Consider the following 22,460-nt stretch of genomic DNA (forward strand, 5'->3'; position numbering starts at 1 on the left):
GCTGCTTACTTCTCGGCCGACACGGTGACGTCGGCCAGGTTGATGCGCGAGTTGATCGAGTCCTCCGGGAAGCCGGAGACGGTCGGGCTGACAGCCGTGATGGTCTCGCCGTTGTACAGCCAGTCCGCGGCGTGGTCCTCCGAGACGATGCGCGCGGCCTTCGCGAGGAGCTCGGCGGACTTGTCGGGGTCGACCTCCGCCTGCGCCTGCGAGTACAGGTCCTGTACCTCGGCGTTGTCGTAGCCGAAGTAGTAGTCCGGGTTGGCGAAGTTGCCGAAGTCGCGCGGCTCGACGTGGAGCACGAAGCTCAGGTCGTAGTCGTGGTTGGTGTACACGTCTTCAAGCCAGGTCGGGAACTCGACCGAGTTGACCTTGAGGGTCACGCCGACCTTGTTGAAGTCGGAGATCAGCACCTTCGGCACGGTCGTGCCGTAGAACGACGGGATGGTGAGCGTCAGCTCGAGGTCTTCCTGACCGGCCTCGGCCAGCAGCTCCTTCGCCTTCTCGGGGTCGTAGGAGATGACATCGGAGAGGTCTTCATACCCCGGGTCGAGCTCGGGGATCGGGCCGTACAGGGTGGTTCCCGCACCGACGGCCTCGATCAACGCGTCGTGGTCGATCGCCAGCCGGAGCGCCTCGCGCACGCGCACATCGTCGAGCGGAGCCTTCTTGTTGTTGAACGCCAGCGTCGCCTTGTCGGTGGTGCGGCCCTTCGTCAGGGTGAAGTCGGCCTCGAGCTGGGAAGCCAGGTTCGGGTCGACGGCCGTGAGCACCTGGACGTCTCCGGCCAGTGCCGCGTTCACGCCGGCGGTGAAGTCCGGGATGTACTGGAACTCGACCTCTGCCACTCCGGCCTTCTCGCCCCAGTAGTCGTCGTTGCGGGCGAACGTGATCGTGCTGCCCTTGTTCCAGCGCGTCAGTGTGAAGGGTCCTGTACCGTTCTCTGCCGTCTTGAGGTCGGTCGCGTCGTCGTCGGTCTTGAAGACGAGCCCGGCGGGACCGGTCAGAGCGAACAGGAAGTTCTGGTTCGGCTCGGAGAGCACGATCTCGACGGTCGTCGCGTCCGGAGCCGTGATCGACGCGACGGAGGCGAACTCCGCGTTGCCCTGCACGGTCGCGTCGGTGCGCACGGTCTCGTACGAGGCGACCACATCGGCGGACGTCAGTGCGGTGCCGTCGTGGAAGGTGATGCCGTCGTTGAGGGTGAAGGTGTAGGTGAGACCGTCGTCGGACACCTTGTAGTCGGAAGCCAGGCGGCCCTCGATCTCGTTCTCCTGCGTGCGGGTGACCAGTCCCTCGTAGATGTTGTCGATCAGGATCTGTTCGATCGCTGCGCCGCTGGTGTGGCGGATGTCGAGGTTGGTGGGCTCCAGCACCAGGCCGACCTGCAGGATGGCATCGGGGTCGGGGGCGCTGGTGGACGTGGCGGCCGGTTCAGGGGTGCCGGAGCAGGCGCTCAGGATCACGGCTGTGGCCGCGAGCGCGGAGATCAGCGCGAGACGACGGGTTCGTCGGAACATGGACATTTCCTCTCGGTGCGGCAGGTGCTGTGTGCCGGTGGGTCGAGCCTAGGGATCAGTGGTCGGGGGGAGAGCAGAAGGTGGAATGGAACGTCACAAAGCGGAGCGCGCTGACGCGGATGCGATGAGTGCCGCCAGCTCCCGCGGTGCGGTCTCCTGCACGTTGTGCGTCGCGTCGATGACGATGACCTGTGCCGCGGGCAGGCGCTGCTGGAGGTCCGCGGCATCTGCTTCGCTCACGAAGCCGCGTGCGGCGCGTACGAGGGTGAGTGGAGCGCTGACGCCGTCGAGGTCAGCCCATCCCGTCTCGTGCAGCACGGATGGAGCCGCGTCAGAACCCGGGGCGTGCGCGGACAGCGCCTGCGCGGCGAGGTGCGCGAAGTGGTGCTTCCACTCCACTCGACCGTCGGTGCGCACGCGGGTGTTCAGGAAGACGCCGCGTTCGGTCTCGGGCCTGCTGCCGCCGAAGCCGAGTGCGATCGCACGGTCGACGAGTTCGTCGCGAGTGGCGAAGTCGGTAGGACCGGCATAGAACTCGCGCAGCGCAGCGGGTCCGGCCGAGGTATCGATGCCGGGTGTGATGTCGACGACCACGAGCTCGGCGACGAGGTCGGGGCGTGCGGCGGCCAGCGCGGCGCCCGTGAGCCCTCCGAGAGACTGTCCCACGACGAGCTGCGGTTCAGTGGCCCACCTGTCGAGCGCGAGGGCGACATCAGCGGCAAGCGTGCGCGGGGTGTAGTCGAGGTCATCGCGCCAGGACGAGTCGCCGTGCCCGGCGAGGTCGATCGCGAGGAGCGGCTGCTGCAGGGCGAGTGCTGTGGTGTCCCAGGTGTGGGCGTTGAGCCCGGCCCCGTGCAGCAGGGTGATGCGCGGTGCCTCGGCTCCGAAGCGCAAGGCGCTCAACGTCCGACCGTCCGGGAGAATGAGGGTCAGACGCTCGACCGGGGGAACGGGGACGCCCAGTGCCTCGGCCTGTGCGGGAAGATAGCTGAACTCAGTGATGTCGATCGCCACGTGCATATTCTGCGCCCGTTTCCGGTCTCGTCGGAAATGCGGGAGCAATGTGACAATTGATTACCCCGTGTGTCTTCGCGAGATGTTCGTAAATTGGTCATACGGGTTTGCTTTCTGCATTTTCGTGCGTATGCCGCATCCACCTCAGCCTGCCGGCGCGACGAATATCATGGAGGCATGAGCGAGACGCGAGTGCACCTGTCCAAGACCGAGCCGACCGCGTACCAGGCACTCGATGCCTTCTCTCGTACGGTCGGGGAGATCTGCGCGGCGAACGGGATCGATGAGCGTCTCAAGGAGCTGGTCATGATCCACTGTTCGCAGTTGAACGGGTGTGCGTTCTGTGCCCGGATCCATGTGGATCGCGCGCTCGCCGCGGGGGTCGACACCGACACGCTCACACAGATCCCCACATGGCGTGAGAGCGGCGTGTTCACCGAACGGGAACGCGCGGCGCTCGAACTCGCCGAGGCCTTCACCTTCATCGCTGATGAGGGCGTGTCCGACGAGGTGTACGACAGGGTCGGGAGCGTCTTCACCGAGAAGGAGTATGCCGCTCTGAGCTGGGCCTGCGTCTCGATCAACGCGTTCAACCGCATCGTGATCGCGGGACGTTACCCGGTTCCTGCGCGCATGCCGCAGGCGCAGGCATGACGATCCTCGACGTGGGCGGCGTCACCAACGTCCGCGACGTCGGCGGAATCCCCACGGCGGGCGGGCGGATCCGTTCGGGAGTGCTGCTGCGCTCAGGGCAACTCTCCGGCGCGACGACTGCCGGCGCAGCCGAACTGCGCCGGCGGGTGCGCCACATCGTGGATCTGCGCGACGGGGAGGAGGTCGCCGCCGAGCCCTCGGAGATCGACGGCCCCGACACGACGCACCTTCCGCTTTTCCTCGGATCGGTCCGGTCGTTCTTCGAGTCGGACACCAGCCTCGACGACCTGTATCTGCATCTGCTCGAGGAGAGCAGCGAACGTCTGGTCGCCGCGATCCGCATCATCGCAGCGGGGGAGCCGACGCTCGTGCACTGCACGGTCGGCAAGGACCGCACCGGTGTGACTGTCGCACTCGCCCTCTCCGCGGTGGGAGCCGATCGGGAAGCAGTGATCGCGGACTACGCGCTGACCGAGTCACAGCTCCCTCCGCAGCGCTCGCAGCGCATCGTCGCCTATCTCCAGGCGCAGCATCCTGAGGCGGTGCACGCGGTCGCTCTGGCGACGCAGTCGCCGGCTCCGGTGATGAGGCACCTGCTGGAGCAGGTGGACCAGCGCTGGGGGTCGGCAGCCGGCTACCTGCGTGCCCACGGATTCTGTGAGGACGAGCTGGATGCGCTCATCCGCACGCTGGTCGAGCCTGCGGAGAACTCCCCGAACTGAAGCATCGGGGCAAGGTTAGGCAAGCCTTCACTTGGTGTACGATGGATGCACCATGGAAACCTCTCTCGATGTCCGCAGCACGCGCGCTGAGCGCCGTGCCGCTCGTCGACGTGCTCACCACCTGGTGACGGCCGATGAGCACTCGCTCGCCGACCTCGAGGTCTTCTTGGCAACCCTGCCGCTCTGCGCATCCGGGCGGATCTTCATCGAGGTCCCCGAAGCAGGCGACATCGGGGTGATCGACGCGCCGGGCCGCATGACGGTCACCTGGCTGGCACGCGGTGTGCGTTCGGGAGCGCCGGGAACGGGCCGTTCCTGCGCGCCGGGTGAGGCTCTCGCCCGCGCCACCTGCGCCTGGGCCGACGAGATGCTGTGTGACGATGAAGACGATACCCAGACGCACGTCACACTCCTGGGCGGTTATCTGGGAACAGCCGACATCGTCGACCACCTGACCACGAAGCTCGGCATCGAGTCCAGGTCGATCCACGCGCCGGAGCGGTTCGGCCTGCTGCCCTCGGAGCGCTGATTCCTCAGCGCGTGCGGCGCACGTAGTTGCCGTCTTCGAGGCCGGCTTCGATCTCGAAACGATTGCGCAGCGGATCGCGTCCGGCGAACAGGTAGAGCACGGGCATCAGGAATCCGTAGCGCAGCCACTGCGCCTTGTGCACGGCCTCGTGGCGGAGAACGGCGTCCGTCGGTGGTGCATCGCCGGTGAGGAAGCATCCGCCCACGCACACGCCTCCGCGGTTGAACGTCCAGTTCGGCATGCCACGGAACACCCAGAGTCCCGCCCGTCGCTCCACGGGCCCGGTGCTCCAGATCGATCCCCAGATCCACCCGACGGCGGTGCCCCACCAGTAGCCGACGCGGCTGATCGGGGATCGCAACAGGAAAGACGGGATTCGGCGGTCGAACCGCCGACCGCGAGCGAGTTCTTGCTCGGCCGCCGGTCGCCAGTCGACGGTCACGCGACAGCCCCGACGAGGCGCAGGAGCGCCCCGAGATCATCCACCGCGTCAACGGGTGAGCGTGGCGCGAAGCCGGAGATCGTCGCCCCGGCCAGGGGGAGCTCTTCCCGCAGCCGCCGGATCGCCGTGCTCAGCGCGGAAGGTGACACCCCGAACGGTGCGGGGGAGGAGACGCCAGAGAAGTCCGCGGGATCGAGCACGTCGACGTCGATGTGCACCCAGACGCGGCGGGCGCCGGTGGCACGCACAGCAGCGACGAGCGAGTCCGCGTCATCGAGGTCGGCGACCGACAGATTGGTGAAAGGCGCGATCTGCTCGACTTCGGCGTCATCGAGGTTGCGCATGCCCACTGTCACGATCCGGTCGCGAGTGATGCCGGGGGTAAGCGTGAGCTGCTCCTCACCGTCGCCGAGGAGCGCGCGCAGCGCCATCCCGGAGAAGGCGCCGGACGGAGACGTTTCAGGCGTGTGCATGTCGGCGTGCGCGTCGCACCACACGACCGCGAGGTCGTCGGTGCCGTCGGGGAGCGCGTCGAGCGCCGCGACGGTCACACTGCAGTCGCCGCCGATGACGACCGTGTCGGCGGTGATGTGAGAGCTGACCAGCTCTCGCGTGCGCAGCAGCGCGCTGAGTCGACGCACGCCGGTACCGAGCGATTCACCAGCCTCGACCGGCACATCGAGCATGGTCGTGGCGGAGCGGGGCAGATCTCCGGCGATGGCTGATGCGCCGTCGACGAGGAGCATCGCACGCGGTGCGGGCGAGCCCTGCCACTGCGGGACGACGAGGAAACGCACCATGGGTGCCTCCGGGGGAGAGAAGCGCTGATGCCCCGGACACGGGGTCCGGGGCATCAGCAGGGGGTGTCAGGAGCCTTCGATGGCCGTGCGCGGTGCGGTGCTGCCGGCCTTCAGCTCGGCGAGGCGAGCCTCGACCTCGGTCAGCTCACCGAGGTCCTCCAGGCTCTCGAACTGGGCGTCGAGGCTCGACGCGGCGAGCTCGATCTTGCCCTGGGCGATGGCCTCCTGGCGGCGGACCTTGTCTTCGAAACGGCCCAGCTCGCTGGTGGGGTCGAGCACGTTGATCGAGCCGACGGCATCCTGCACCTTGGTCTGCGCCTCGGCGACCTTGGCGCGAGCGAGGAGTTCGCTGCGCTTGTTCTTGAGCTCGCCCAGCTTGTCCTTCATGCCGTTGAGACCGCTCTTGAGCTTGTCGACGATCTCCGTCTGCGCAGCGATCTGCGGCTCGGCGCCGGTGGCCTCACGCTCAGCGCTGATCTGGCGCTGGAGAGCGATCTTGGCGAGGTTGTCGAACTTGTCCGCATCAGCGGCGTCGCCGCTCTTGCGCATCTCGTCGGCCTTGCGGCTGGCGGCCAGCGCCTTGTTGCCCCACTCGGTCGCCGACTGCACGTCTTCCTCGTGGTCGCGCTCGAGCAGGCGCAGGTTGCCGATCGTCTCGGCAATCGCGGACTCTGCGTCGGCGATGCTGTTCGTGTAGTCGCGAACGAGCTGGTCGATCATCTTCTGCGGGTCTTCCGCAGAGTCCAGGAGGGAGTTGATGTTCGCTCGGACGAGCGTGGAGATACGCCCGAAAATGGACTGCTTGGTCATGGGTGATTCCTTTCAGATGGTCTGAGTCGAAGTCTGCAAGATTTGTCTATGAGGATCAGAAGCGTCCACCTCCGGAACGGCCGCTACGCCCTCCGCTGGAGCGGCCTCCGCCGCCGAAACCGGAGCTGCGGAAACCGCCGCCTCCGCTCGAACGCCAGCTGCTGCTGCGCGACGATGAGCGGCCGCCGCCCCCTCCGCCGGAGAGGAGTCCGCCGATGATCCCGCCCAGGATGTCGCCGCCGATACCGGATCCGCCGGAGCGGGATCCTCCGCCGAACGGCCCCGTGCCCCAGCCGCTGTCGTCGTAACCGCGGGAGTTGTACGAGGAGACATCCGCCGAAGCGGACGCGATCGCCTGCCTGGCCAGATCGAGCGCCCTCGTCGCCTCGACCAGCGCGGCCTCGGGGGAGGTCTCGCGCAGACTCAGCGCCTGGGTGAGACTTGCTTCCGCTTGGGAGAGACGGGTGCGCGCGGTCGATCCGACGGTTCCGCGGCGGGTCTCGATGAACTCCCGCCCCGTGCGGATCTCGGATCCTGCCTGCGTCAGGGTCTGCTCGAGCATCTGCTGCGCGCGGCGTACCCGGTCGACACTCTCACGGCCCTGGGCGATGGCGGCATCGATCTGCGTGTTCGCCGCAGTCAGGGCGTCGAAGGCGCGCTGCGGGTTGCGGGGCGTGACCGTGAGGTCGGCCTGTGCCTGTTGTAGCTGCTGGAGCGCGGCGGCTGCAGCGGCGGCGACCGAACCCTGCGCGTCGGGGAGCTGCTGGGCCGTCGCCACATCGTTCTGAAGTTCTGCGACGAGCGCCTGAGCCTGCGCCTCGATGGTGGCGAGGTCGGCGCCGAGCGCGGAGATCGCCTGCACGAGCTGCGTGGACTGGGCGACAGACTGCTCTGCGGTGCGGATGGCGAACGCGGCCTCGCCGGACTTCCCGGCAGCGATGGCCTGCGCGGCGGCATCGATCGACCGATCTGCCAGAGCCGCGCGTTCCTGAGCCTGCACGGGGTTGTCAGCCACCGTGGCGAGGGCCGCAGGGTCGTAGGCGGCCGCGAGCGCGGCGAAAGCGGCCGGTGCACTCGCGAGCGTGGTCTGCAGCGCGGCGCGCTCCGCCCTCACACGCTCCAGCTCTTGCGGGGCGTTCTGCTCCAACTTGCGGAGCTCGTCGAACGCCTCGGTGTTGTCGTCGAGCAGGTCGTCGATCTCATCGGCGATCCGGATGATGCGGATGTGCCACGCGCGTCGATCCTGTACCGAGTCCTCGATCTCGTCGTCGAGCTTCTGCTTGAGATCGAACGCCTCTGACATCTTGGTCTTCGCCGCCTCCACCACATGCGTGAATTCGGCAGTCGCCGCGTCGCCGAACTGGGCGACCGCGAACCCGAGCTCTTCCCGGCTGGAGGTGATCGCGTCGTCGGCCCGCACGAGTGCCAGACCGGCCTGCGTCGCGACCTGATCGTCGGTGAGCGTCGAGAACGGGTCGTTCGGATCCGGAGTCTCCGGCATGGCCCCGCGCTCGCGGATGGCTGCCGCGCGACGTCGACGACGCACCAGGGCGACGATCAACCACAACAGCAGGGCGACGGCGATGATCGCGAGGATGATCAGGAAGACCTGCAGGGCGCCGGCACCGCCATCTCCCTGGATCTCGTCAGCCGCACGGATGATCGCCCCTGACCAGTCGTTCTGCGCGAGCAGCGGCTGGATCTTCTGCTCGACATCGTCGAGCTTGCTCCCGCTGAGCGGGCCGCCCTCTGCCGCGGAGATGTAGTAGGTGCGCTGATCGACCGCGATCGCCAGCAGATACTGCTCCGGTCCGAGGTTGTTGTTCTCGGCGACCGTGTCGGCCCATTCGATCCGGTCGCTCGGCGACGTGAACTCATCGACCAGGACCACGAACAGGTCGGAGGTGGAGTTCGCGGTGAGCTCCTGGAGCCGTGCCTCGACGGTCGCGGTCTCGTCGGCGCTCAGCACACCTGCACTGTCGGTGACGTACCCGGAGTCGAGCGTGAGCGGGTCGGTGGCCGATGCGGCGGTGACGCTCAACGCGCCCGTGAAAGCTGCCGCGATGACCGCAGCCATTGCCAGCCACCGAGACCTCATCGTGTTCCCTCCGACTGACCGCCGTACCCCATATGCCGAGTCTATGCACAGACCCCGACACGCGACAGCTTCCCGCGACGGATCGCCGTTCGCCCTCAGCGGAGGCACATACGCTGGAAGGCATGGACGACAGGTACGGATCGGATGTGCTGGCAACGGGATGGCGCGAGCGCGCCGCGAAGCCGGTACCGCAGGTGCCCGCCGAGATCGACCTCGTCGTCGAGGTCGCCGACGACGGGTTCTGCGGAGCGGTGACCCGGGTGCAGGGTGGCAACGTGGAGCTGGAGGACCGTGTCGGTCGAAAGCGGCTCTTCCCTCTCGGTGGAGGGTTCCTGATCGACGGCGCCGCCGTGCGTCTCACGGCGCCGACGGCGGCACCGCAGGGCACGCGTCGTACAGCCTCCGGGTCTTTCGTGGTCGCGGATCAGCGCGCGCGTGTGGCATTACCCAGCCGTATCCTGGTCGAGGGCAAGCACGATGCCGAGCTCGTCGAGAAGGTCTGGGGCGCCGATCTGAGGGTCGAGGGCGTCGTGGTCGAGTTCCTGCAGGGTGTCGACCTGCTCGATGAACTGCTCGATGCGGAGCCGCCGAGCGCGAGGCGACGCTATGGGGTGCTGGTCGATCATCTCGTGCCCGGATCGAAGGAGTCGCGCATCGCCGACGCCGTCGCGCGCGGCCCGCACGGGAAGCACGTGCGCATCGTCGGTCATCCGTTCGTCGACGTCTGGCAGTGCGTGACTCCGCGAGCGCTGGGGGTCGCGCGGTGGCCTGAGATTCCCCGAGGAACCGACTGGAAGACGGGGATCTGCCGGGCGTTCGGGTGGCCGCACGAGACGCAGGCAGACACCGGGCGCGCCTGGCAGCACATCCTGAGCAAGGTGCACACCTACCGCGACCTGGAGCCTGCACTCCTGGGCCGTGTCGAGGAGCTCATCGATTTCGTCACGGAGCCGATCGCCTGACCTGCCGGTGGCGCGGAGGTCGCAGCCTCCCCGGCTACCCTGGAGACATGCCCGAACCCCGCACCTTCCGTGACGAACCGGTGTCCTTCGTGCGCCGGAGCGGGCGGATGTCCGAGGCGCAGGAGCGCGCCTTCTCCGACCTCGCCCCGCACTACCTCCTCGATGTCCCGCGCGATGTCGCCTGGACCTCTGTACACCCGGAGGCGCGACTCGATCCTGCCGCAGAGTACGCGCGCGACGCCGACCTCTACGTCGAGATCGGCTCCGGTCAGGGGCACGCGATCGTCGCGGCGGCGACCTCACGGCCGGATGACGACTTCCTGGCCGTCGAGGTCTTCCGCGCAGGGCTCGCTCGCACCATGCTCGACGCCGACCGTGAAGGAGCGCGCAACCTGCGCGTGGTCGAGGCCAACGCGCCGGAGGTGCTGTCCTCCTACCTGCCCGAGGCTGCTGCGCGCGAGGTCTGGATCTTCTTCCCCGACCCGTGGCACAAGAAGAAGCACACCAAGCGTCGGCTCGTCCGACCCGGTTTCGGAGTCACCGCCGCGCGGGCACTCCGCGACGGTGGGCTGCTGCGTCTCGCCACCGACTGGGAGGACTACGCGTTGCAGATGCGCGACGTGCTCGATGCGGATCCGCTGTTCGAGCGGGCCTTCGAGGGGGAATGGGCCGAGCGGTTCGACGGTCGCGTGATGACCGCGTTCGAGCGCAAGGGCATCGCGAAAGGTCGAGACATCCGCGATCTGACCTACCGGCGCCGCCCGCGCGCATGAACGACGTGCGGAGTGCGACCACCGTCTGGCCGGGAATCGCGCCGGCCGTCCTCGTGTGCGCCGCGGCGCCCGCATTCTTCGTGCTGGAGATCCCCTGGCTCGGGTGGGTGCTGCTGGCGCTCGGAATCGCGGCGGCCTGGTGGATGGAGCGCGGACGTGCGACGGCGCCCGGTCCTTCGCTGACCCGCGACCTCTCCTTGATCGCGATCGGTCTGCTGATCGTCAGCGTGATCCCGCTGGCCGCTGAGCTCGACAACCTGGCGATGCTGCGCTTCACGCTCGCCCTCGGTGGAGCGGTCGCCGTGCCGTATGTGATCTCCCGGTACCTCTATCGCGATCGCGCGATCAGCTTCCCGTGGCGCACGCATCGTCGCTGGGGGCGCCTGCAATGGGGATGGCTGGTGGCCGTCCTGGTGCTGGGCTGGCTGATCCTGCCCTTCTACTTCATCACCAGTGGGGTGTACCAGAACTGGCCGGTCGTCGACACTCCGGACCTGATCGCCCGGCTGTTCGTCGGGGTGGGTGCCGTCGGCATCTGGGATGAGTTGTTCTTCATCTGCACCGTCTTCGCGCTCTTGCGCCGGCACTTCCCCGATGCGCTCGCGAACGTACTGCAGGCGATCGTCTTCGTGTCGTTCCTCTGGGAGCTCGGCTACCGGGAATGGGGACCGCTGCTGACGATCCCGTTCGCGCTGCTGCAGGGCTTCATCTTCCTGCGCACCCACTCGCTGGCCTACGTGGTCACGGTGCACCTGCTGTTCGACGCGGTGGTGTTCGCGGTTCTGGTGCATGCCCACAACCCGGGCATGCTGCCGATCTTCCTTGTCTAGACCGGTGCGTCGAGACGCGCCGAGGGCATCGGGGGTTTGCCGTGCAGCACTCCGGCGCGGGACAATCGCCACATGCTCATCGTCGGTCTGGTCCTCGCCGCGGCTGCTGCCGCGTTCCACGTGTTCATCTTCGCGCTCGAATCGCTGAAGTGGACCGAGCCCGAGACGAGGAAGATCTTCGGCGTCGCGAGCGAAGCAGATGCCGTGACGATGAAAGCACTCGCTTTCAACCAGGGCTTCTACAACCTGTTCCTCGCGCTGACGGCGTTGCTCGGAATCGGGCTGACGATCGTCGGCTTCGCGACCGTCGGTCTGACCCTCGTCTTCGCCGGCACCGGCATGATGGTCGCCGCAGCCCTGGTGCTCGTGCTGTCCGACCCGACCAAGCTCCGCGCGGCTGCGATGCAGGGAACGCTGCCGCTGCTCGCGGTCATCGCGACAGCGGTCGGCGTCGCGATCGGCTGAACGCGCCGGTTCGACTCCCTGGCCTGCCCTCACTAGGGTGGCGGGATGAGCACCCTGTTTCCGGTGACTGCACCGGCGCCTGTACCGGCTCTCGCTCGGACCGTGCCCTGGTGGTCCCGCCGACGGGTGATCCTGGTGCTGAGCCTCGTCGTCGTCCCTGCGCTTCTCGCGATCGTGCTCAACAGCTACGGACCGCTGACCGTCGAATCGGCGATCCGCATGGCATGTGCCACCGTCGCCGGTCAGACTGTGGCGATCGGCGGTGCCGCCGCAGCACTCGTGATCACCATCGCTCGTCGCCGTAGTGTCGCCGGGATCATCCTGTTCGCGGTGATCCTGTTCGTCGTCGTGGTCTACGCGTCGACCGCGATGGAGAATGCCGGATACCTACTGATCGATCGCCTCGACCGGATCGCCGAGGCCGACGCACTCAACTGAGCGTAGCCGGGCAGCGCGACACACAGCAGAAAAGGGCCGCCCGCATGCGGACGGCCCTTTCGAACCTGCAGGTGGATTCAGAACTTCAGCAGCACCTTGCCCACGCGACCGGGCGTGTTGCTGAGGCGCACGGCGTCGGCGATGTCGGCGGCGTCGAAAACGCCGGCGACAGGGAGGGTCAGCGTCCCGTCGGTGACGCGCTGGATGAGTTCGCCGAACAGCGCGCCGCGCGTGGCGGCATCGAGCTGCTGGATCACCTTGCTGCCCCAGAAGCCCTTGACGATGGCCTGCTTGAAGATCACATCGGAGGAGGCGATCTCCATGACGGGGGAGTTCATCGCTCCGAATGCGACGAGCGTGCCGCCCTCGCTGAGCAGCGAGAGTACATCGCCGGAGGCCGATCCGCCCACGGAATCCACCCCGGCGATGATCGGCGCACCGTCGGTGAGACGTGCAGCCTGGTCGCGCCAGTGATCCTGGTCCGTCGAGATGACGTTCTCGATGCCCTGGGCGCGCAGCTCTTCGACACCTTCCGCACGGCGCACGAGCCCGAGGACGTGCACGCCGCGGGCCGCGCCGAGCTGCGCGAGCATACGCCCGACGGCACCGTTCGCCGCGTTCTGCACGATCCAGTCGCCCTCGTTCACGTCGAGGAACTGCAACAGGCTGATCGTGCTGAACGGCATCGAGACGAGCTGGGCCGCGCTCTCATCGGAGAGGGATTCGGGTACGGGGATGAGGCCCGCGGCGTTCGCCACGATGTACTCGGCCCAGGCCCCGAAGGTTCCGCCGGTCGCGACGCGCTGTCCTACGGTGAGGTGCTCGACGCCCTCACCGAGAGCATCGACGATGCCGAGCGCTTCGGTGCCGGATGCCGCGGGCAGTTCCGGCTTGAACCCGTAGGTGCCGCGGACCGTCCACAGATCGTGGTTGTGGATGGGGGAGAGGACGATACGCAGGCGGACCTGTCCTGCTCCGGGTTCCGGGACGGGACGCTCCTCGACCACGAGGACGTCTTCGGCTTCGCCGAACTGGGAATGGATGAGTGCACGCATGTTGTGGTTCCTGTCCTTCGGGAGGTCAGTCGTCGGAGACGGTGATCGTGACGTCGATGTTGCCGCGTGTCGCGTTCGAGTACGGGCAGACCTGGTGTGCGGCATCGGCGAGCGCCTGAGCCTGCTCGTGCGGGAGCTCGGGGATGACCACTTCGAGTTCGACGGCGAGTCCGAACCCGCCGGCACCGTTCGAGCCGATCTGCACGCGTGCACCGACCGAGCTGTGATCGATCTTGACCTTCTGTGTCCGTGCGACGGACTGCAGAGCGGAGTGGAAGCATGCCGCGTAGCCGGCCGCGAAGAGCTGTTCGGGGTTGGCCCCGTCGCCGCTGCCGCCCATCTCCTTGGGGATGGCGAGATCGAACTCGACACGTCCGTCGTTCGTGGCGACGTGTCCGTTGCGGCCGGCGCCGGTGGCGAGGGCTTCTGCGGTGTAGAGAGCTTCCATTGAGGGGTTTCCTTCCGGGAGGGTGGTCATTCGCCGGCGCGCGGCGCGGTGGCGCCGGCGACGGACGTCGAGGTGCCGCTCTGGAGCAGAGCGGTCAGTTCGTGGAGTTCTGAGATGAGCCGGCGGCGGTGCGCATCGTCGCGGATGCCGGAGAGCTGCGCGATCTGGGCCGGGATCTTCGCGAGGTCCGCACGGAGCGCTTGACCTGCGGCAGTGAGCTGCACCATCACGACCCGCTCATCCTGAGGGCTGCGCGTCTTGGCCACCAGGCCCGCCTGCTCGAGGCGGCGCACGAGGGGGGAGAGTGTGCCGGAGTCGAGCTGCATGGCGTCGCCGAGGGAGCCGATGGTCTGATCTCCCTCGTGCCACAGAATGGCGAGGACCAGATACTGCGGGTACGTCAGCCCCCAGGGGGCGAGCAGGGCCCGGTACGCCTGCGTGGTGGCGCGGGCGGCGGAGTACAGCGAGAAACACACCATCTCATCGGTCACGGCCATGACTTAAGTATTGCACGCGATTGAGTTGTGCACAATTTAATAGAGTTCTTCGGGGCGACTCTGCTGGTGCGCCGGCTGGACGCGTCGATACAGTGAGCGCATGGAGGCCACAGTGTCGGTGACGGATGAAGACGAGACTGACGCTGACCCCCGGATCGGGCTCTCCTCCGCGCAGGTCGCTCGACTGACGGCGGCGGGAGCGACGAACGCATTCACGGGCGACTCCAGCAGAAGCGCCTGGAACATCGTCCGCGCGAACGTCTTCACCCTCTTCAACGGCATCGTCGGTGCCTGCTTCCTCGTACTCCTGCTCCTGGGACGCTGGCAGGATGCGCTGTTCGGTCTCGCCGCGTTCGGCAACGCGATCATCGGGTGTTGGCAGGAGTTCCGTGCGAAGGCGTCTCTCGACCGCCTCGCCCTGCTGAACGCCCCCCGCGCGCGGGTGCGGCGAGAGGGGCAGGAGATCGAGGTCGCCCCGGCGGAGGTCGTGCGCGGCGACATCCTGATCCTGCGGGCCGGGGACCAGGTCACCGCCGACGCCGTGGTGTTGGAGCACCGCGCCCTCCAGATCGACGAGTCGATGCTCACCGGTGAGTCGGATGCGGTCGACAAGGAGCACGGCGCTGATGCGCTGTCCGGCTCCATCGTCGTGGCGGGCGATGGCGTCGCCCGTGCGATCAGAGTCGGCGCAGATTCCTACGCCAACAAGTTCGCCACGGAGGCGAAACGGTTCTCGCTCGTGGCATCGGAGTTGCGCACATCGGTCGACCAGGTGCTGAAGTGGGTCGGCTGGGGCATCGCTCCGATCGGGCTCCTGGTGCTCAATGCGCAGATGATGGTGGCCGGAGGGTGGGTATCCGCCTGGCGTAGCGGTACTTGGACACAGGCGATCGTCAACACGATCTCGGCGCTGACGGCGATGATCCCGCTCGGACTCGTGCTGATGACCTCGATCGCGTTCGCCGTCGGAGCGGCGCGCCTCGCGTCCCGACAGGTGCTCGTGAACGAGCTACCCGCCGTCGAGGGGCTCGCGCGCGTCGACGTCATCTGCCTCGACAAGACGGGAACCCTCACCGAGGGAGAACTGGCCTACCGCGACCTCGAGCGTCTGGATTCGGATGCCGTGGGGTGGGAAGACGCGCTCTCGTGGTTCGGTGCCGCCCCTGATGCGAACGCCACAGCGCGATGCCTGCGCGCCCCGTATCCGGCATCGGGTCCGCGTGAGGCCTCGGTCTACATCTCGTTCTCCTCGGCGCGGAAGTGGAGCGCCCTGGCGTTCGCGGATCAGTCAGACGAGGTCTGGGTGCTCGGCGCTCCGGAGATGGTGCTCGGCGACGTCGCCACGGATGCCCGCACCCCGGTGGGAGAAGCGGTGACACGTCTGGCGGCCGGGGGGCTGCGCACGCTCGTCCTGGCCGTCGGTTCTGACCCGTACTCGACGGCGGCGCAGACGGCCGAAGCGCTGCCGACCGGCCTGACCCCTGTGGCAGTGATCACCTTCAGTGAGAAGGTGCGCCCCGACGCAGCGCAGACGCTGGCGTACTTCAGTGAGCAGGGCGTGGGAGTCCGGGTGATCTCCGGCGACAATCCGCGCACCGTCGCCGCCATCGCCCGTCAGGTCGGACTCGACGTCAGCGAGGGATACGACGCCAGACAGCTCCCGGAGGGTGACGCCGAGCTGAGCGACGTGCTGGAGTCGCACACGGTGTTCGGCCGGGTGACGCCGGAGCAGAAGAAGCGGATGGTCGTGGCGCTGCAGGCCCGCGGGCACACCGTCGCGATGACCGGTGACGGCGTGAACGACGCGCTCGCGATCAAGACGGCCGATATCGGCATCGCGATGAACTCCGGCTCTCCGGCGACGAAGGCCGTCGCCCGCCTCGTGCTGCTGGACGGGCAGTTCTCGCACCTCCCTGACGTCGTCGCGGAGGGGCGGCAGGTGATCGCGAACATCGAGCGGGTCTCGATGCTGTTCCTCACCAAGACGATCTACGCGACGACACTCGCCGTGCTCTTCGGCATCATGGTGCTGGAGTTCCCGTTCCTGCCTCGACAGCTGTCGATCACCGATGGGCTCACGATCGGCATCCCGGCGTTCTTCCTCGCGCTGATGCCCAACACGCAGCGCTATGTGCCAGGGTTCCTCCGCCGCTCGCTGACCTTCGCGATCCCTGCGGGCCTGCTGATCGCGATCGCTCTGACGGTCTACACGCGAGCGTCGATGGCGCTCGGCATCAGTGAGCCGCAACTGCGCACGGGCTCGACGATCATCCTCGCGATCGTCGGGATCTGGGTGCTCGCGGTGCTGGCGCGTCCGCTCAACCGCTACAAGGTGCTGGTGGTGGGGGCGATGTTCGTCGCACTGGCGACGATATTCACCGTGCCGCTCTCGACCACGTTCTTCCAGCTGATCGACCCGGGCGAAGAGGCGGCATATCTGATCGCCATCGTCACCGTGCTCACGATCCTGGCGATCGAGATCGTGCGGCTGGTGCACCGGCGCGTGCTCGCGAAGTCAGTGATCGGCGAAATGGCGTGAGCCCGGCGGCGCCCACAATGCCGCCAGCACCAGCACCTCCACCACGGCCTGCACCAGGACAGCCCAGTCCCAGTCGGTCGTCGCGGCGGTCACGGCGTGCAGTATCAACTGGATGGCGAGGTAGATCGTGAGGAGCAGGCGCGCCAAACGACTGCCTCGACCGATCGCGGCCGCGACGGCGAGAGTGAGCAACCCGAACAGGATCACGCCGGCACCGACGAGGGAGACAGGCAGCACGTCCGCGTCGGCGACCTGGTAGCGACTCAGGAGCACGATGATGCCGAGCAGCGCGTTCGACAGGCCGCTCAACACCACCAGGATCATGACGACGGTGATGACCGCAGGGCGCTTCTGCGGGAGCTGTTCGGTCACGGGGTCCACGCGCTCACTGTACAAGGAGCGCGGATCCGTGCGAGCGGGCGCGTGGCGTCGACATCCTCCAGATATGGAAACCTAGCTATTACCTAGCTAAGCTAGCGAACATGGATCGCTATCTTCGGTTGCGGTGGGTGGGGCTGGTGTTCATCAGCATCGCCGTCTCCCTGATCATCGTCGACTCGACCATCGTCAACGTCGCGATACCGGCGATCGTGGACGATCTGGGCATCACGTCGACCGAGGTGCAGTGGGTGCAGGAGGCGTACACGCTCGTCTTCGCGGCGCTTCTGCTGGTGTTCGGAAGTCTCGCCGACCGATTCGGACGACGACGCGTCATGATCACGGGTGTCGCGGTCTTCGCCGCGGCATCGGTGCTCGCCGCCCTCGCGCCTGACGGGGGAATGCTCATTCTGGCGCGCCTGGCACAGGGCGTCGGCGGTGCGATGATCCTTCCCACCACGCTGTCGATCATCAATGCCACGTTCCGGGGACGGGAGCGGGGGATCGCCTTCGCCGTCTGGGGATCGACCATCGGCGGTATGGCGGCGGTGGGACCGTTGCTCGGAGGCTGGCTGACGACCGCCTTCTCGTGGCGGTGGGCATTCGGGATCAACATCCCGCTCGGCATCATCGTCGTGATCGGCGTGCTGCTGACCGTCGCCGAATCCCGGAGCGACCGCACCGAGAGAATCGACGGTGTCGGTGCGCTTCTCTCGGTCCTCACGATGGGAAGCCTGGTGTTCGGGCTCATCGAGGGCCGCACCTACGGATGGTGGCTCGTCGATCAGCGCCCGCAGATCGGCGACTGGACCTGGCCGTGGGATCTGTCGCCCATCCCCGTGGCGTTCGCTCTGGCGATCGCAGGGCTCATCGCCTTCATCGGCTGGGGTGTGCGCCGCCAACGCAGAGGACAGTCGACGCTGCTCGCGCTGCGGCTGTTCTCGATCGGCTCGTTCAGGAACGGCAACATCGCGGCCGGTGTCGTCTCGCTGGGGGAGTTCGGCATCATCCTCGCTCTGCCCCTCTGGCTCCAGTTCGTCCTCGGCTTCGATGCGTTGCAGACCGGACTGCTGCTGCTCGCCCTCGCAGGAGGCTCCTTCGTCGCCAGTGGTGCCGCCGGCGCATCCAGCGGAAGGATCGCGCCGGTCTGGATCGTTCGTGCCGGTCTGATCGCCGAGATCATCGGTGTAGCCGGAGTCGGCTTCCTCATCGCACCCGATGCGTCCTGGGTGCCGATCATCCCCTTCCTCTTCATCTACGGCCTCGGCGTCGGACTCGCCACGGCGCAACTCACCGGTGTCGTGTTGGCCGATGTGCCGGTGGGCGACAGCGGTGCCGCGTCCGGTACCCAGTCCACCTCCCGGCAGTTGGGAGCGGCGCTCGGCGTCGCGATCCTCGGCACGGTGCTGTTCAGCAGCACGGCCGGCATCCTCTCCTCCGCACTCGACGAACGCGGTCTCCCCGCCGCGCAGCGAGATCAGGTCGTCTCTGCCGTGGTCGACAGCGCAGGGGCAGCGATCTCGGGGCTCGAAGCGAACCCGCAGACAGCAGACATCGCTGGCGACGCGAAGGCCGCCTTCTCGGACGGCACCCGATACGCCGCCTGGACCGCTGCCGGCTTCCTGGCGCTCGGCCTGCTCTCGACGATCTCGCTCGGTGCGACCGCGAGCGTTCGCCGCAAGGAGGACATCCCGAGCGCGACGTGAGATCGCGCGGCACAGCCCGCGTACCCGGCAGAGCCTCAGCGGTCGACGGCTACACTCGACCGATGCCTGCCACCCCGAGCGATGTGACCGATACGTTCGTCCGCGTTCGTGGTGCCAAGGAGAACAACCTCCGCAACGTCGATGTCGACGTGCCGCGCGACAGCATCGTCGCCTTCACCGGAGTATCCGGGTCGGGAAAGTCGTCGCTCGCATTCGGCACCATCTTCACCGAGGCGCAGCGTCGCTACCTCGAATCCGTCGCCCCGTACGCGCGTCGCCTCATCCAACAGGGCCACGATCCGCATGTCGAGTCGATCACCGGCCTCCCGCCGGCGGTCGCGCTGCAGCAGCGCCGCGGGGCCCCCAGTGCCCGATCGAGCGTCGGCACGGTCACCACACTCTCGAACTCCCTGCGGATGCTCTTCTCGCGCGCGGGGACCTTCCCTGAAGGCTTCACGACGCGGCTGGATTCCGACGCGTTCTCGCCGAACACGGCAGCCGGCGCATGCCCGGAATGCCACGGGATCGGCGTCGCGCACACCGTCACCGAGGATTCCCTCGTTCCCGACCCGTCGCTCAGCATCCGTGACGGCGCGATCGCCGCCTGGCCGGGAGCCTGGCAGGCGAAGAACCTGCGCGACATCACCATCAAGCTCGGCTACGACGTCGATCGTCCGTGGCGAGACCTGCCGCAGGATGATCGGGAGTGGCTGCTGTTCACCGATGAGCAGCCGGTCGTCGAGATCACCCCGCAGCGGGACCGCGTCGCGAAGCCGTACAAGGGCAGGTTCTGGAGCGCGAAGAAGTACGTCTTCCATACGCTCGCCGACTCGCAGAGCGCGACGATGCGCGCGAAGGTGCTGCAGTTCGTCCGGTCTGGACGCTGCCCGCTCTGCCATGGCACCGGTCTTCGCCGCGAAGCCCTGGCTGTGACGTTCGCCGGCCGGACGATCGCTGAACTCAATGCGCTCCCGATGGCCGAACTCGCCGAAGTACTGCGGCCCACCACACAGCTCACCGATGCCGTCCCTGCACTGCCGACGACTCTCTCCGGGGAGCGCACCGATGTCGCGGTCGCGCTCACCACGGACCTCCTGGAACGCATCACCGTTCTCACAGACCTCGGACTCGGCTACCTCGGGCTCGGTCGCGTGACGACGACGCTCTCACCCGGCGAGATGCAGAGGCTGCGGCTCGCGACGCAACTGAGGTCGGGGCTCTTCGGCGTCATCTACGTCCTCGATGAGCCGTCCGCCGGTCTGCACCCTGCCGATGCGGAGCCCCTGCTCGAGGTCCTGGACCAGCTCAAGCGCTCGGGCAACTCCGTCTTCGTGGTCGAACACAACATGGATATCGTCCGACACGCCGATTGGATCGTCGATGTCGGACCCGGGGCCGGTGAAGGCGGCGGTGAGGTGCTCTACAGCGGTGCGGTCGAGGGGCTCGCGGCCGTCGAGTCGTCCGTGACGCGACCGTTCCTGTTCTCCGCGCACGGTGAGGTCGCCGAGAGCCGTCGCTCTGTGCGCGTCCCGGCCGCCTGGGTCACGATCGAAGGCATCACGGTGCATAACCTCACCGACGTCGACGTCGCCGTCCCCGTGGGGGCCTTCGTCGCCGTCACCGGGGTGTCGGGGTCGGGCAAGTCGACGCTCGTGAGCCGCGTGCTCCGCGACGTCGTGCGCGATCATCTGCGTTCGGACGGCGATGTCTTCGCCGAGGATCCGGACGACGATGCGACGTCGACCGCTGTTCCCGAAGACGGAGGGGGATTCGCCGAGGCGACGACATCCGATATCGGCGCTGACGCGCTCTTCTTCCGGCGTGCGACGGGCCTGGAGCACTTCGATCGGCTGGTACGCGTCGATCAGAAGCCCATCGGACGCACGCCGCGATCGAATCTCGCCACCTACACGGGCATGTTCGACGCGGTCCGCGCGGTCTTCGCCCGCACCGACCTCGCGAGGGAGCGCGGCTATACGGCAGGACGGTTCTCGTTCAACGTCGCCGGCGGACGCTGCGAGACCTGCCTGGGTGAGGGCTTCGTGTCGGTGGAGCTGCTCTTCCTCCCCGGCAGCTACGGACGCTGCCCCACCTGCCACGGCGCGCGGTACAACGCGGAGACGCTCGAGATCAGGTTCGAGGGCAAGACGATCGCGGACGTTCTCGCGCTGACGGTCGAGCAGGCGTCGGAGTTCCTCGCCGCCGTTCCCGCGGCAGCGCGCAGCCTGCGCGCTCTCCTCGACGTCGGACTCGGCTACCTGCGTCTCGGCCAGCCGGCGACGGAGCTGTCGGGCGGCGAGGCGCAACGGATCAAGCTGGCGACCGAGCTGCAGCGGATGCAGCGCGGTCACACGCTCTACCTGCTGGATGAGCCGACGACGGGTCTGCATCCCGCCGACGTGCGACTGTTGCTCGCCCAGCTGCAGTCGCTCGTCGATGCCGGCAACACGGTCGTGGTCGTCGAGCATGAGATGGATGTCGTCGCGGCCGCGGACTGGGTGATCGACCTCGGTCCTTCCGGGGGAGACGCCGGAGGACGCATCGTCGCCTCGGGGACTCCGGACGCGATCGCGAATGATCCCGCCAGTCGTACCGGTCCGTATCTGGCCGCGCGGCTCCCGCGATGACGGCGCCCTGGATATGAAGAAGGACCGTCCTCACGGACGGTCCTTCTTCATGTGAGTGTGGGTTGTACGCGGAAGGTGTCTTGCCGCGTGATTCCGGGGCGGATCTATGCACGAGTCGAGTCCGATCCTCCAACGCCAGTGAGCCAATCCTCTAATTCGGCAGACTTGGCTGGAACGGGGCGGATCGACACCCACCCTGCCACTGCACAGACATCGAGCAGCCGGGCCAAGGGACGACCAGGATGCACCAGCGCGGATCACTGGGCATCAACGCTGCATCAACGGGGCGCCCACTGTGCGCTCGCTGGCCTCACGAGTGACGTGTAGTTGCCATTCAGCGGAGCGAGTCGCTGGAGATAGTGTTCTGGTGGCCGCGGGTAGGGCTCCTCGGGTTCACCGAACGCGAGCCCATCTTTCTGTCCGAGCAGTCTCGCTTCCTCATAGGTCAACGCCCGGCCGCGGAACCCGAGGTCCACGCCTCTCGGGAGTGGCGAGATGAGCTGGGCCTTCCGGTGCGATCTTCGGACGACGGCCGCCGCGATTCGATTGGCAAGTGGAGCGTAGCCCGACTCTGGTAGAACGACGAGTGCGAACAGTCTGCCCATAGTCCAGCTGACGAGATGTGCGAAGGACTCTCCATCGAACGTAAGGGCGGAGTGACGCCCTCCGACAAGTGCTGGCTCAGCAACGCTGCCGACGAAAACTCTGACTCCGAGTGGAACCCGTCGAGATCGATACAAGTCGCTGAAGAGCTCCCTCGGATAGCCGTTCTGATTTCTGTGACCCCACGTGTAGACCAGCGCAGCGCGAGTGAGGTGTAGAGCCACGGGAAGGACCGATTCCGCCGGTAGGTCATGTTGACGACCGGTCGCGAAGGGGATGAGGTAGTGGCTCGCCTCTTCGTCAATGTCCTTCAGCCAGGAGCCGTTACAGGACTTGCACACTCCGTCCCACTTCATGTCGAAAGGTGAACGATTGTTGACTCGCCTCGGCTTGAACGATCCATCGGTCGACATCGTGTCCAGCATCACCAGTGGGACGTCGAAGTACTTCTCCCAAGAGTCGGGCAGCCAATGCTCGGCGCTGGACTCGCCATCGCCGTTAAGGCAGAAGGGGCATGGTGACTTCACCAGCTCACGATAGCGACAGATCT

22 protein-coding genes are annotated in these 22,460 nt (G+C 67.2%); 11 read left to right on the plus strand and 11 right to left on the minus strand.

The genetic code is table 11. From position 1 onward, the window contains the following. Positions 1–5: 5 nt before the first annotated feature. Positions 6–1,520, minus strand: coding sequence for an ABC transporter substrate-binding protein (locus MRBLWO12_RS03955; protein WP_363552909.1), 1,515 nt, complete (start codon positions 1,518–1,520; stop codon positions 6–8). Between the two features lie 93 nt (positions 1,521–1,613). Beyond that, a complete protein-coding gene (locus MRBLWO12_RS03960; RefSeq protein ID WP_363552911.1) occupies positions 1,614–2,540 on the minus strand; it encodes an alpha/beta fold hydrolase in 927 nt (308 codons plus the stop codon). A gap of 171 nt (positions 2,541–2,711) precedes the next feature. Here MRBLWO12_RS03960 and MRBLWO12_RS03965 point away from each other — a divergent pair, with 171 nt between their 5' ends. Genes MRBLWO12_RS03965 through MRBLWO12_RS03975 form a run of 3 tightly spaced genes read left to right on the plus strand, consistent with a single transcriptional unit; the run spans position 2,712 to position 4,439 of the window. Continuing rightward, positions 2,712–3,188 (plus strand): carboxymuconolactone decarboxylase family protein, encoded by a 477-nt coding sequence (locus MRBLWO12_RS03965; RefSeq protein ID WP_363552913.1) that lies wholly within the window; start codon positions 2,712–2,714, stop codon positions 3,186–3,188. Next, a complete protein-coding gene (locus MRBLWO12_RS03970) occupies positions 3,185–3,910 on the plus strand; it encodes a tyrosine-protein phosphatase (protein WP_363552915.1) in 726 nt (241 codons plus the stop codon). Before MRBLWO12_RS03965 ends, MRBLWO12_RS03970 begins: the two co-directional genes overlap by 4 nt. A 52-nt stretch (positions 3,911–3,962) precedes the next feature. Continuing rightward, positions 3,963–4,439, plus strand: coding sequence for an SIP domain-containing protein (locus tag MRBLWO12_RS03975; protein ID WP_363552917.1), 477 nt, complete (start codon positions 3,963–3,965; stop codon positions 4,437–4,439). A gap of 4 nt (positions 4,440–4,443) precedes the next feature. On the opposite strand, the gene MRBLWO12_RS03980 is transcribed toward MRBLWO12_RS03975, so the two are convergent. The 4 genes from MRBLWO12_RS03980 to MRBLWO12_RS03995 all read right to left on the minus strand — a co-directional run bounded on the left by MRBLWO12_RS03980 (position 4,444) and on the right by MRBLWO12_RS03995 (position 8,568). Beyond that, positions 4,444–4,881 carry a Fe-S oxidoreductase gene (locus tag MRBLWO12_RS03980; RefSeq protein WP_363552919.1) on the minus strand — a complete coding sequence of 146 codons (438 nt, stop codon included), beginning with the start codon at positions 4,879–4,881 and terminating at the stop codon, positions 4,444–4,446. Continuing rightward, the gene (locus MRBLWO12_RS03985; RefSeq protein WP_363552921.1) at positions 4,878–5,681 is read right to left on the minus strand and encodes an arginase family protein; all 804 of its coding nucleotides are present in this window, start codon (positions 5,679–5,681) and stop codon (positions 4,878–4,880) included. Before MRBLWO12_RS03985 ends, MRBLWO12_RS03980 begins: the two co-directional genes overlap by 4 nt. A gap of 66 nt (positions 5,682–5,747) precedes the next feature. Next, positions 5,748–6,491: a PspA/IM30 family protein gene (locus tag MRBLWO12_RS03990; RefSeq protein ID WP_363552923.1), complete on the minus strand. Its 744-nt coding sequence runs from the start codon at positions 6,489–6,491 to the stop codon at positions 5,748–5,750. A gap of 55 nt (positions 6,492–6,546) precedes the next feature. Beyond that, positions 6,547–8,568, minus strand: coding sequence for a TPM domain-containing protein (locus MRBLWO12_RS03995; protein ID WP_363552925.1), 2,022 nt, complete (start codon positions 8,566–8,568; stop codon positions 6,547–6,549). 143 nt (positions 8,569–8,711) lie between these two features. On the opposite strand from MRBLWO12_RS03995, the gene MRBLWO12_RS04000 reads away from it, so the two are divergent. From MRBLWO12_RS04000 to MRBLWO12_RS04020, 5 genes are all read left to right on the plus strand, one after another. Then, positions 8,712–9,551 carry a DUF3097 domain-containing protein gene (locus tag MRBLWO12_RS04000; RefSeq protein WP_363552927.1) on the plus strand — a complete coding sequence of 280 codons (840 nt, stop codon included), beginning with the start codon at positions 8,712–8,714 and terminating at the stop codon, positions 9,549–9,551. A gap of 47 nt (positions 9,552–9,598) precedes the next feature. Beyond that, positions 9,599–10,324 carry a tRNA (guanosine(46)-N7)-methyltransferase TrmB gene (trmB, locus tag MRBLWO12_RS04005; protein WP_363552929.1) on the plus strand — a complete coding sequence of 242 codons (726 nt, stop codon included), beginning with the start codon at positions 9,599–9,601 and terminating at the stop codon, positions 10,322–10,324. Beyond that, positions 10,321–11,154 (plus strand): CPBP family intramembrane glutamic endopeptidase, encoded by an 834-nt coding sequence (locus MRBLWO12_RS04010; protein ID WP_363552931.1) that lies wholly within the window; start codon positions 10,321–10,323, stop codon positions 11,152–11,154. Before trmB ends, MRBLWO12_RS04010 begins: the two co-directional genes overlap by 4 nt. 72 nt (positions 11,155–11,226) lie before the next feature. Further along, positions 11,227–11,619 carry a DUF1304 domain-containing protein gene (locus tag MRBLWO12_RS04015; protein WP_363552933.1) on the plus strand — a complete coding sequence of 131 codons (393 nt, stop codon included), beginning with the start codon at positions 11,227–11,229 and terminating at the stop codon, positions 11,617–11,619. Positions 11,620–11,664: 45 nt separating this feature from the next. After that, the gene (locus tag MRBLWO12_RS04020; protein WP_363552935.1) at positions 11,665–12,057 is read left to right on the plus strand and encodes a hypothetical protein; all 393 of its coding nucleotides are present in this window, start codon (positions 11,665–11,667) and stop codon (positions 12,055–12,057) included. A 77-nt stretch (positions 12,058–12,134) separates the two neighbouring features. On the opposite strand, the gene MRBLWO12_RS04025 is transcribed toward MRBLWO12_RS04020, so the two are convergent. The 3 genes from MRBLWO12_RS04025 to MRBLWO12_RS04035 are packed head-to-tail and all read right to left on the minus strand — an operon-like array spanning position 12,135 to position 14,057. Then, positions 12,135–13,112, minus strand: a complete 978-nt coding sequence (locus tag MRBLWO12_RS04025) for a zinc-binding dehydrogenase (protein WP_363552937.1) — start codon at positions 13,110–13,112, stop codon at positions 12,135–12,137. Positions 13,113–13,137: 25 nt separating this feature from the next. Then, positions 13,138–13,560, minus strand: a complete 423-nt coding sequence (locus tag MRBLWO12_RS04030) for an organic hydroperoxide resistance protein (protein WP_363552939.1) — start codon at positions 13,558–13,560, stop codon at positions 13,138–13,140. Between the two features lie 26 nt (positions 13,561–13,586). Then, entirely contained in the window at positions 13,587–14,057 is a 471-nt protein-coding gene (locus tag MRBLWO12_RS04035) for a MarR family winged helix-turn-helix transcriptional regulator (protein WP_363552941.1), read from the minus strand. Positions 14,058–14,157: 100 nt separating this feature from the next. On the opposite strand from MRBLWO12_RS04035, the gene MRBLWO12_RS04040 reads away from it, so the two are divergent. Then, entirely contained in the window at positions 14,158–16,596 is a 2,439-nt protein-coding gene (locus MRBLWO12_RS04040; protein WP_363552943.1) for an HAD-IC family P-type ATPase, read from the plus strand. Here MRBLWO12_RS04040 and MRBLWO12_RS04045 read toward each other — a convergent pair. After that, a complete protein-coding gene (locus MRBLWO12_RS04045) occupies positions 16,573–16,977 on the minus strand; it encodes a hypothetical protein (RefSeq protein WP_363552945.1) in 405 nt (134 codons plus the stop codon). The genes MRBLWO12_RS04040 and MRBLWO12_RS04045 overlap by 24 nt on opposite strands. A gap of 101 nt (positions 16,978–17,078) precedes the next feature. On the opposite strand from MRBLWO12_RS04045, the gene MRBLWO12_RS04050 reads away from it, so the two are divergent. Together MRBLWO12_RS04050 and MRBLWO12_RS04055 are read left to right on the plus strand one after the other, a co-directional pair. After that, complete coding sequence (locus MRBLWO12_RS04050) at positions 17,079–18,680, plus strand: DHA2 family efflux MFS transporter permease subunit (RefSeq protein ID WP_363552947.1); 1,602 nt, start codon at positions 17,079–17,081, stop codon at positions 18,678–18,680. A gap of 62 nt (positions 18,681–18,742) precedes the next feature. Beyond that, positions 18,743–21,307, plus strand: coding sequence for an excinuclease ABC subunit UvrA (locus MRBLWO12_RS04055; protein ID WP_363552949.1), 2,565 nt, complete (start codon positions 18,743–18,745; stop codon positions 21,305–21,307). Positions 21,308–21,585: 278 nt separating this feature from the next. Here MRBLWO12_RS04055 and MRBLWO12_RS04060 read toward each other — a convergent pair whose 3' ends face one another. Continuing rightward, a complete protein-coding gene (locus tag MRBLWO12_RS04060) occupies positions 21,586–22,437 on the minus strand; it encodes a hypothetical protein (protein ID WP_363552951.1) in 852 nt (283 codons plus the stop codon). Between the last annotated feature and the right edge of the window lie 23 nt (positions 22,438–22,460).

The organism is Microbacterium sp. LWO12-1.2 (assembly GCF_040675875.1).
Classification (GTDB): Bacteria; Actinomycetota; Actinomycetes; order Actinomycetales; family Microbacteriaceae; genus Microbacterium.